The organism is Pseudomonas sp. Pse35 (assembly GCF_024519715.1).
Taxonomy (GTDB): domain Bacteria; phylum Pseudomonadota; class Gammaproteobacteria; order Pseudomonadales; family Pseudomonadaceae; genus Aquipseudomonas; species Aquipseudomonas paracarnis.
Window position 1 is genome coordinate 21,192 of the sequence record NZ_JALJRP010000051.1, and the last position, 10,289, is coordinate 31,480.

The following is a 10,289-nucleotide window of genomic DNA, read 5'->3' on the forward strand; positions in this document are numbered from 1 at the left end:
TCGGCACGTGCAAAAGGCTTGATGGCATGACAATTCCTTCCCTGGTTCTACAACTGAACGGGGCGCGAGCATGCAGTGCAGCATAGTTGAGTTCCCTTGATATCGACGGCCAGTTGGCGTCAAATCAATCGCGCTTTGTATTGCGCGGATTCAATTTAGCCTAACTTCGTTTAATTTGAAGGCAGAGTCGCCATGGATGAACAACTCGCTACGAAGTCCGCTGTTTTGCTGGTCGACGATGAAGAGTCGATCCTTAACAGCCTGCGCCGCCTGTTGCGCGGCCAGCCCTATGAGGTGGTATTGGCCACCAGCGGCGCCCAGGCGCTGGAGATCATGGCGACCCGGCCTATCGATCTGGTGATGAGCGATGCGCGCATGCCCGGCATGGACGGCGCCACGCTGCTGGCCGAGGTCCACCGCCTGTATCCCGCCACCAGCCGCATCCTGCTCACCGGCTACGCCGACCTCACCACCATCATCAAGGCGATCAACGACGGGCAGATCCACCGCTACATCAGCAAACCCTGGAACGACGAAGAGTTGCAACTGGTGTTGCAGCAAACCCTCGAGCACCAACGCCTTGAACGCCTGGCCCGAGACCAGACCGAACAGCTCAAGCTGCTCAACGCCACCCTGGAAAAACGCGTGGCGGCGCGTACCGCCGAGTTGCAACAAACCGCCGACATGCTCGACCTGGCCTACGATGAGCTCAAGCGCAGCTACGTGACCGGGACCGAAGTGTTTTCGCTGTTGGCCAACCTGCGCTTGCCCAAGGACAAACAGACCAACCGTGCGTTGATCGAGTTGATCCGGGTGTATTGCGCCGCCCAGTCCATGGACGAATCCAGCACCCGTGACCTGACCATGGCCGCCGCGTTGTACAACATCGGCAAGTTGAGCTGGACGGACAGCATGATGGTTGCACCGTCGGACAAACTGCACAGCACCGACCGCGGCTTGTACCGTGAGTATCCGGGGCAGAGCGAGTCGCTGCTGATGACCCTTGAGCCGATGAAGGACGCGGCGCGGATCATTCGTCATCACCAGGAACGTTGGGACGGCACGGGGTTTCCCGACCACCTCAAGGGCGATGCGATCCCGCCCGGTTCACGGCTGCTGAAGCTGGCGGTGGACTTTATCGAATTGCAGAAAGGCCTGATCCTGGAGCGGCACCTCAACAGCGACGAGGCGCTGTTGTATATCCGCAAGTACGCCGGGCGCCTGTATGACCCGGCGTTGGTGGAAGATTTCGTGCAAGCCTGCGCGACCTTCCTCAGCGATGTGACCCTGGGTGATCCGACGGTAAAAGTCCTCTCCACCCGTGAGCTGGAAGCCGGCATGGTGCTGGCGCGCAACCTCAATGCCGACAACGGCATGTTATTGCTCAATGCCGGCAAGGTGCTGAACCTGCCGCTGGTGGACAAGCTGATCGCGTTCGAGGCGATGGAGGGCGCCAAGTACAGTGTGTTTATCAGGGCGCCGGACGAGGTGCCGCCCCTCCTGTAGTTATACGCCCCAGGCTACGTGCTTGCTGGCGTGGTAATCAAAGATACCCCTGATGATGTAGACATCTTTGCCACCTTCTTTGCCGTTTTGTTCAATTGCCACGCGCCAAAGACCACGGCCTGTGCCGGGCTGCACCTGGGGGAGATCGACGTAGGTGAAGTTGCCTATTCGCTTGCGGCTGAGGCGACCGGCTTGGATATCCTGGGTGATCTCCTCAAGTTTGGCGGTGGCGGGGGTGGGCAGGAGTTTTTTCTGGGTTTGCGCCAGTTCATCCAGCTTCACGATGTTGATGTGCGGATCGCGAGTGGGCACGACTTCCGGCCCGACAGGCAGCGCCGGCGCTGGCCTTTCAACTCTATGGGTTTGAACGCGGGGGACTTCAAACTCCAGAGGCGTTGCAAACTTGGGCAGGGCTTTTTCGAATGCTGTGACATCTCTACTGTCTACCATCGCTACGCCAGTATCTGCCCCATGCTGGCCTCGGGATAGGGCGATATAGGGAATACCGGATTTTTTGAAATCCTCTGAAAAGGAGGTGACTTTAAGCTTGGCGAGTTTGGCCTTGAAGGTCTCCGTCATGAAGGCATCCAGGGTGCTTTTTGTCTCAGGCAGCAGTAAGAATCGACGTATCGCCTCCTGGCGTGTAATTCCCAGATCTGAGGCGAGTTGATTAATACGTACGAGGTGTTCGGGCTTGTATGCAAACACTTTCAGTGCAGCATCCCGCCAAGTATAAAGTTCATATTTTGCTGCGAATTTATCCATCGCATGCTGGTGTTTGTGGGTGATGGCGTACCCGACAAATTGTGCGCCAGTATCGGGGTCGGCAACGGCAATCGATGTTCTGATTTGTTTGTCGAGGTTCTCGTTTTTGCCAATGAGCCTTTTGACTTTTTTAAACAGTTCTTCCTTGTCCCGCGCAGACAGGGGTTGCGCAAAATGTTGTGTCGACAGGTGTATATGTTCAACGGTGGCCAGTTCGAGCCGCAGGTTTAACAGGGAACTACGTAATCTCTCTTGATTGGCTCGGCTCAAGCTTTTCGAGTTCGACATCCAGCGGCGAAATTCATCTTCATCCAGGGTGCCAAGCTGTTGTCGGGCGCGAGTGATCAAATCGAGCTTCAGGGAAGCGTCGGTTTGTTCTATGACGCGCACGAAATCCCGCATTTCCCCTTCTGTTGCAAAAAGCCGCATCGCCGCGATCAGGTCCGCATCCACTTGCTGTTCAGGGGTGAGAGGACGCAGGGCACCCAGAACGGAACCTCCGCCCACAGCGTCTCGTTCGAAACGGGGCTTCCAGCTCTTTGCGTCTCCCGGTACGACCATAAAGTCCACGTGGTGACCTGCCGGGTCTTTTACATAGCGTGCGCCGTCTTCTACATAGGACTGATACAGGTGATAGCGGCCTGTTGGGTCGCGCATCGCGATGAACTGGTTATTGTGTTTATCAAAAAAACACGGTGCGCGGCCCGACTGGCGCGACAGTCTGTATCGGTGGGTGTTGGCAAACTCCACTACGTCAAAGAACGGCTCTATTTGCTCAGGCAACCGATACGGCATCACATTGACCCAGGCGGGTTCCAACGGGCGGAGGGAGGCACCCGTCAGTACAATGGCGGTGCTCCTGTCCGTACCGACTTTACTGGCCAGCCCCGGAATGCGCCGCCCCAGCTGCTTGGCCACGCCTAATCCGCGGTTGATAGCTCGGCGCAAAAACGACAGGGCGGTTTTGCCGGGTATCAACCCGAGCAGAAAATCGGCGGTTTCCACCCCGAACATAAAGGCGTTTACTGCCGATTCGCGGAAAATTTGCGCATTGCTCCGTGAACGGTAGTCGGCGTGCGCGAGTTGAAAACCCAGTTGCGCCGAATACAGGTATGCGTGGAAATTGCCGGTTATCGGCGTCAAGGTATAGCGGTACACACTGCGCGTATCGTTGAAGATCCGTGTGATCTCTTTCGTATCCTTAGTGGCCATCTGGGAAGTGAAATAGGCCTGCCATTCCGGTTTTGCTTTCAGCGTGTCCAGCTCCACCAGCCCCTTGGTCAGCTCCCGGAAGGCAACGCCATCTGGTGCATCCGGGGTATACAGCACACTGACCCCGTCAGGCTTGGTGCCTTTTCGATGAATGACCAGGACACGATGCATGACCTGCCCGCCTTGGCCCCTCTCTTGCGCGGCGCCCAATACCAGCAGGTTGACCTCTATCTCGAATTCGCTGACTCGGGGGCGGGTGGTTGAATCAGGGTGTTCAGTGACAGCTTTTATCCAGTCAAACCCACTGCCTGGCGTCTGGAACGTAAACAGTTTGGCTGCGTCAGGGTTGAGACGGTTCTCAAGCGCGTCCTTATTCATTTTTGCCGCGTTGGCGCGCTGCCAGACTGTAGCGAAGCTGCTTGTCCCGCTGCTCAGCGAGAAGGTTGACCGCAGATACGTATCGTATTTTTGGCCAATGTCAGCTTCTGTTGCGAGTGCGCGCAAATCATCGTTGCCAAGTTTTCCGTGAGGGTTGCCGGCTGTGTCAATAATGTTGGCGGTGGCACTGATCGTTCTATGTATGCCATGCACCGACCATGGGTCGACATTACGTTGGGTATAACTTCCCAGTGTGCGCAGATCCACCACGGTTTGGGTACGCCAGGTGCCCCACATCAGTTTTTTGCCTGGCAGGCACTGCGGGATATTGATCTTGCGGTCTTCGCTGATGTAGACAATGGTGGCTTCCTCGTTACGATACCCCGTCATCTCGGCCGACCGGGAGGACGTTGTGACGCGCAGGTGAACCAGGCTTCTATAAGGGTCAATATCAACGTTGGCATACACAGGTTTCTGTTTTTTCAGCACCTTGTCGGTCTCCTGTTGGGAGAACGCTTCCAGTGTCAAGATTCTCTCAAGATGAGGTGTGAGTTCCTCATTGCTGTCGATCAGTTCTTGTTCCAGTTGCCTGTACCGAGCCTGGTCTTGCTCGCCGGAGGTTTTCAACCATGCGGGTTCGGCCGTCAACAGGCGTAGATTGCGCACCATAAAAGCATTAGCGACATCCCACTGTGGCGTCAGGTCTGCGGCCAGGTCGAGCTCGCCTGTGGAGGGCAACGTCTCCCTGCGCAAGGCTTCGCGAACGGAGAAATGTTGCCTGACTCGCAATGCGCGGACACTGTCAGCAATCACGTCAGCGTCTATCTGGGACGGGGTCGTCGTCAGTACGGGCAAGCCGCTCAGCGCGGCACGAGCGGCTGTCGGCAGGCTTGCGATCAACAGCTTGCCTGGCGCTGCGCCGTCTTGTATGCGGGCTGCGACGGTGTCATTCAAACGCGCCAGGTTTTCAAACTCCTCAAACTCCTCGCTTGGGCTATAGAGCATCACTTTGCCCGTCAGAGGCGTCATGCCTGTGGGGGCCAGAATGAATGCGCCGGCGAATTCACTGCCATTCTCCAGGGCCAGTCGGTACACCGTGGGCCTGTTGTCGACGGTAAACACCTGTTCACGTACCGCAGCACTTGGGTACTTGAGCACGTTCTGCGCCAGCGTCCGTGCATGCGCCGACAACGTGCCGTCCACCGAGCGCAATGCCAGTTGATGGGCCAGCACTTGTCGTCGCAGCGCGACCAATTGCTCCTCCGTGTTGGGTTGGGAGGGCTCGCCAGCCCCCCAGAATGTATTCAGGCTCAACGTGATGGCTATTTCCAGCCTGGCGGCCAGGGTTGTCGTCGAGGCATTGGCAGAGAGGATTTTATCGGTGTCCAGGGTGTTGCATTCGCGGTAGAAGGCGCCGCTCTCCTGGGTCAGATAAGACTCTGCGCCAGGCGCGCGTAAGGTGGCCAGCAGCGAGCCCAGTGGTTCGCAGGACAGCAGGTGCTTTTGTCCTTCCTGGTCTTCGCGATAGCGGCTATAAAAAATCTGGTTGGGATTGATGGGCAGATGTGCATCGGGAAACATCTCGGCCAATTGCTGCTGGTACACGCGGCCGACACTCGGCTGTCGCCTTACCAGTTCAGAGGTCTGTGCATTGAGTTTGTCGAGTTCACGGGTGAGGTAAGCCAGTTGTTCTTCGGCAGAAAGTGAAGCCGGCGGCACGACCGCAAGCGTCATCGGTTGCACGGTAGGGGTTGACGTGCTGTCGGCCGGCAGCGGTTGTGGTTCGTCAGTGGATGATTCTTTGAGGGTGGGCAATGAATTGTGCATGAGTAAACTCTTATAAAAGAGCGCGGCGCACCGAGGTGCAGCGAGCCCTGCTGAATATGAGTTTGCGAGTTTAGGGTGGCCGAAACTGGACCCTGTGGTGTATGTATGTCGGAAAAAATCGCCCTGCACTCGCGAGTTGCGTGTGCAGAATGCGCGTGGGATCCTTGGCCGCTTTTCAATCCCAGAGAGGGCCTTCCATGTCCAAGACTATCCGCATTGCAGCCGCGCTGTTGGTCCGTGGCGACGGTCAAACCCTGCTTGTGCGCAAGCGCGATACCCTGGCTTTCATGCAACCGGGCGGCAAAATCGACGCCGGCGAGCAACCTGCCGAGGCGCTCGTCCGTGAGTTGCACGAGGAGCTGAACCTGCGCGTTGATCCGAGCCAAGCCGTCTATCTTGGCCAGTTCTCGGCACCCGCGGCCAACGAACCGGGTTTTACCGTAGAGGCGGAGTTGTTCAAGGTGCAGGTCGACGTCGCCGTCACCCCTGCAGCAGAGATTGAAGAGGTGTGCTGGATCGATCCCATGGGCGAAGGTGACTTGCATCTGGCGCCATTGACGCGCGATTTGATCCTGCCGTTCTATCGTGATTCGCTGGCTACCGCATGATGATTCGCCCGCTGGACGCCGACGATGCGCAAGCCTATCGGGCATTGATGCTCGAGGCCTATGGCGCGTACCCGCAAGCGTTCACGTCCAGTGTCGCGGAGCGCGCCTCGATGCCATTGAGCTGGTGGGAAAAGCGTCTCGACAGCCCGCTGGATTGCCTGTTGGGCGGCTTTGATGGGGCGCGACTGGCCGGCATCGTTGGCCTGGCCTACGAGCCTCGCGAAAAGGCGCGGCACAAGGTGACCTTGTTCGGCATGTACGTGACCGAGGCTTATCAACAGCAAGGGCTGGGGCGGCAGCTGGTGCAAGCCGCACTGGAAGAAGCCCGCCGCCACCCGCGCCTCAAACTGATCCAGCTGACCGTCACCGCCGGCAATGACGCGGCCTTTGCGCTCTACCAGCGCTGCGGTTTCATTCAGTACGGCCTGGAGCCACTGGCCGTGCGGGTAGGCGTCGAATACTTCGACAAGATCCACATGTGGCGCGAGCTACATTGATCGTTCCAACGCTCTGCGTGGGCACGCATCCCGTGACGCTCCGCGTCACCACGTGGACGCAGAGCGTCCTTGGCGGCATTCCCACGCAGAGCGTGGGAACGATCGGCACTCGCCCGCACACTCAGAGCCCGCTCAACGCACCGCGCTTACGCCATCCAAGGTGGAAAACGAGGTGTCCTTGGCCGTCAGCAAGAAGTCGCGCATATAAGGTGCATCCAGCATGTCGGCACGAATGCCCGCATACAAGGTGGCGAACAAACCCTTCTCACCCAACCGCTTGGCCTTCACATACCCGCGTGAGCTGTATTCATGCAGCGCCCAGTGGGGCATACCGCACACCCCACGGCCGCTGGCCACCAGTTGCATCATCATCACGGTCAGCTCCGAAGTCCGCACCTGGGTCGGTTCAACGTCGGCCGGTTCCAGGAAGCGGGTGAAGATGTCCAGGCGGTCACGTTCCACCGGGTAGGTGATCAGGGTTTCTGTCAGCAGGTCTTCCGGCACGATGTAGGACTTGTTCGCCAACGCGTGCTGGTTGGCCACCGCCAGCATGGCTTCGTAGGTGAACAGCGGCACGTAGGTGATACCCGGCAGTTCCAGCGGGTCGGAGGTCACCACCAGGTCCAGGTCGCCACGGGCCAGGGCCGGCAGCGGCGCGAAGGCAAAGCCCGAGGCCAGGTCCAGCTCGACTTCCGGCCAGGCATCGCGGAACTGGTCGATGGTCGGCATCAGCCACTGGAAACAACTGTGGCATTCGATCGCCATGTGCAAGCGCCCAGCGGTACCCCCGGCCAGCCGCGCAATATCGCGCTCGGCACCGCGCAACAACGGCAGGGTGGCGTCGGCCAATTGCAGCAGGCGCAGGCCGGCGCTGGTGAAGCGCACCGGTTTGGTCTTGCGCACGAACAGTGGCATGCCCAGGCGCTCTTCCAGTTCCTTGAACTGATGGGAGAGGGCGGACTGGGTCAGGTGCAGGCGTTCGGCGGCTTCCACCAGGCTGTCGGCTTCGCGCAAGGCGTGCAGGGTTTTCAAGTGACGGATTTCGAGCACAGGCGCTCCATGAAGAAAATTTGCGACGAATACGGAATGCTTGATTTTGTCTCATGTTGTGGGGCGTGTCGACCATGACCACTGGGCGCTCTTCATCAAACTGTCATCGAACTGTGGCAGCGCGCTTGAACAAACTTCATCAGACTCGCGCTCTACTGGGGTTCTGCGTTTTGGTGTTTTTCATGCGTGCGTTGTTTTTAGTGGCCGCTCTACTGTTCGGCCTGCCGTCTTTTGCGGCGTCTCGATGTGATGTCAATGTCCCGACCCAAACGGTCGACCTGGCTCAGGTGAGCATCGCCTATCAAAGTATCGGCCGTGCGTCCGACCCTGCGTTGCTGCTGGTAATGGGCCTGGGCGGGCAGTTGATTCACTGGCCGGACGAAGTGGTGGTGGCCCTGTGCGAACAAGGCTTTCGGGTGATTCGCTACGACAACCGCGACGTCGGCCTGTCCACCTGGCGGCAGGCGCCGGCGAGCGCCAACCTGACCTTCGAAGTGCTGCGCTACAAGCTCGGCTTGCCGGTGGCTGCGCCTTATACGTTGACCGACATGGCCGACGACGCCCTGGGCTTGATGGACGCGCTGCAGGTGCAGCAATTTCACGTACTCGGCGCGAGCATGGGCGGCATGATCGCTCAACACCTGGCGGCCATGGCGCCACAGCGCGTGGAAAGCCTGACCCTGATCATGACCAGCTCCGGCGCCGAGGGCTTGCCCGCGCCGAACGCGGCGCTGGTGCAATTGCTCTCGCGGCGCAGCGCGCCCAATCGTGAGGTGGCGCTGGAGCAACAGGCGGATTTGCTCGCGGCGTTGGGCAGCCCGGATATCAAGGACGATCGCCAGGCGTTGCTGCACCAGGCGGCGCTGTCCTATGACCGCGCCTTCAACCCCGAAGGCGTGAAGCGCCAGATCATGGCAATCCTGGCCGAGCCAAGCCGTGTGCCCTTGCTCAACCAACTGCGCGTGCCGGCGTTGGTCGTCCACGGCACCGCCGACCCTTTGCTGCCGGTGATGCACGGCGTGCACCTGGCCGCGCATATCCAGGGCAGCCAGTTGAAATTGATTCCCGGCCTGGCCCACCGTTTTCAGGAAGCGTTCAAGGCGCCCTTGCTGGCGGCGGTGTTGCCCTACCTGCAAGCCCATCGCCAGGATGCCGCGCACTGGGCGCAGATCGATTTGAGCGAGCCTTCGAAGGTGCTGTGAAGGTGGTGTATCGTGCAACCTTTATGTATGCGCATGACTGCACGCGAGGTTGCCCACCATGAGTACTCCCCTGAAAATCGATTTCGTCAGCGACGTATCCTGCCCCTGGTGCATCATCGGCCTGCGCGGCCTGACCGAAGCCCTCGACCAGCTCGGCAGCGAAGTGCAGGCCGAGATTCATTTCCAGCCGTTCGAACTGAACCCGAACATGCCCGCCATCGGTCAGAACATCGTCGAGCACATCACTGAAAAATACGGCTCCACGGCTGAAGAGTCCCAGGCTAATCGTGCGCGTATCCGCGACATGGGCGCCGCATTGGGCTTTGCGTTCCGCACCGACGGCCAGAGCCGTATCTACAACACCTTCGACGCGCACCGCCTGTTGCATTGGGCCGGGTTGGAAGGTTTGCAATACAACCTCAAGGAAGCGCTGTTCAAGGCGTATTTCAGCGATGGCCAGGACCCTTCCGACCACGCGACCCTGGCGATCATCGCCGAGAGCGTAGGGCTGGACATTGCGCGCGCCGCCGAGATTCTTGCCAGCGATGAATACGCCGCCGAAGTCCGCGAGCAGGAACAGCTGTGGGTTTCTCGTGGGGTGAGTTCGGTGCCGACCATTGTCTTCAATGACCAATATGCGGTGAGCGGTGGGCAACCGGCGGAAGCCTTCGTCGGCGCGATTCGCCAGATCATCAACGAATCGAAATCCTGAGGCCGAGCATGCAGCAAAATGTGGGAGCTGGCTGTCAGTTGCAAATGAGTTGGCTGAAACACCGCCATCGCAGCATAGGTATCTACACAGCTTTGGTGTGACGCTGGACCTGTGGCGAGGGAGCTTGCTCCCGTGACGGACTGACAGCCGGCGCTGATCTAACTGACACACCACGATCCAAATGTGGGAGCTGGCTTGCCTGCGAAGACGGCCTACCAGCCAACGCCTATCTACCTGTCACCCCGCGATCAAACTGTGGGAGCGGGCTTGCTCGCGAAGGCGGCCTGGCAGGCGACACAGTTGGACCGTGTACATATCCATTGCTGCGGTAACGGCCACTTAGGGTTCCGCCCTGACGGCGGGTCACTTTGGAAAAGAGCCCCAAAGTAACCAAAGGGCTCTTGCCCCACCACTCGGCACCTCGCTTGGGCTCGGTGTGCCCGAACACAGGCTTGAATCCGTGGGCCGCCGCCACGCGCCATCCATGGCGCGGGGCGGCTAACCCGGCGTCCTGCCGGGTTACCCACGAATT

Annotated in this window: 7 protein-coding genes; 5 read left to right on the plus strand and 2 right to left on the minus strand. The window is 59.2% G+C overall.

The window, feature by feature from the left end:
• Positions 1–192: 192 nt before the first annotated feature.
• Positions 193–1,506: an HD domain-containing phosphohydrolase gene (locus tag OC445_RS25875; RefSeq protein ID WP_054897699.1), complete on the plus strand. Its 1,314-nt coding sequence runs from the start codon at positions 193–195 to the stop codon at positions 1,504–1,506.
• Here OC445_RS25875 and OC445_RS25880 read toward each other — a convergent pair whose 3' ends face one another.
• Positions 1,507–5,688: a hypothetical protein gene (locus OC445_RS25880; protein WP_198791341.1), complete on the minus strand. Its 4,182-nt coding sequence runs from the start codon at positions 5,686–5,688 to the stop codon at positions 1,507–1,509. It lies immediately after the preceding gene.
• Between the two features lie 197 nt (positions 5,689–5,885).
• On the opposite strand from OC445_RS25880, the gene OC445_RS25885 reads away from it, so the two are divergent.
• Positions 5,886–6,296 carry an NUDIX hydrolase gene (locus tag OC445_RS25885; protein ID WP_034126447.1) on the plus strand — a complete coding sequence of 137 codons (411 nt, stop codon included), beginning with the start codon at positions 5,886–5,888 and terminating at the stop codon, positions 6,294–6,296.
• Positions 6,293–6,793 (plus strand): GNAT family N-acetyltransferase, encoded by a 501-nt coding sequence (locus tag OC445_RS25890; RefSeq protein WP_054897702.1) that lies wholly within the window; start codon positions 6,293–6,295, stop codon positions 6,791–6,793. The genes OC445_RS25885 and OC445_RS25890 overlap by 4 nt, the downstream gene beginning before the upstream one ends.
• A 132-nt stretch (positions 6,794–6,925) precedes the next feature.
• On the opposite strand, the gene metR is transcribed toward OC445_RS25890, so the two are convergent.
• Positions 6,926–7,843 carry a transcriptional regulator MetR gene (gene metR, locus OC445_RS25895; RefSeq protein WP_054897703.1) on the minus strand — a complete coding sequence of 306 codons (918 nt, stop codon included), beginning with the start codon at positions 7,841–7,843 and terminating at the stop codon, positions 6,926–6,928.
• 182 nt (positions 7,844–8,025) lie between these two features.
• Here metR and OC445_RS25900 point away from each other — a divergent pair, with 182 nt between their 5' ends.
• Positions 8,026–9,045, plus strand: a complete 1,020-nt coding sequence (locus OC445_RS25900) for an alpha/beta fold hydrolase (protein ID WP_034126527.1) — start codon at positions 8,026–8,028, stop codon at positions 9,043–9,045.
• Positions 9,046–9,103: 58 nt separating this feature from the next.
• Entirely contained in the window at positions 9,104–9,757 is a 654-nt protein-coding gene (locus OC445_RS25905) for a DsbA family oxidoreductase (RefSeq protein WP_034126450.1), read from the plus strand.
• The last annotated feature ends 532 nt before the right edge of the window (positions 9,758–10,289 follow it).

What these genes read in the sequence shown, in the direction of transcription:
- OC445_RS25890 (WP_054897702.1), top strand. Translation starts at nt 6,293, where the DNA reads ATGATGATTCGCCCGCTGGACGCCGACGATGCGCAAGCCTATCGGGCA.
- OC445_RS25905 (WP_034126450.1), top strand. Translation starts at nt 9,104, where the DNA reads ATGAGTACTCCCCTGAAAATCGATTTCGTCAGCGACGTATCCTGCCCC.
- OC445_RS25875 (WP_054897699.1), top strand. Translation starts at nt 193, where the DNA reads ATGGATGAACAACTCGCTACGAAGTCCGCTGTTTTGCTGGTCGACGAT.
- OC445_RS25880 (WP_198791341.1), bottom strand. Translation starts at nt 5,688, where the DNA reads ATGCACAATTCATTGCCCACCCTCAAAGAATCATCCACTGACGAACCA.
- OC445_RS25885 (WP_034126447.1), top strand. Translation starts at nt 5,886, where the DNA reads ATGTCCAAGACTATCCGCATTGCAGCCGCGCTGTTGGTCCGTGGCGAC.
- OC445_RS25900 (WP_034126527.1), top strand. Translation starts at nt 8,026, where the DNA reads ATGCGTGCGTTGTTTTTAGTGGCCGCTCTACTGTTCGGCCTGCCGTCT.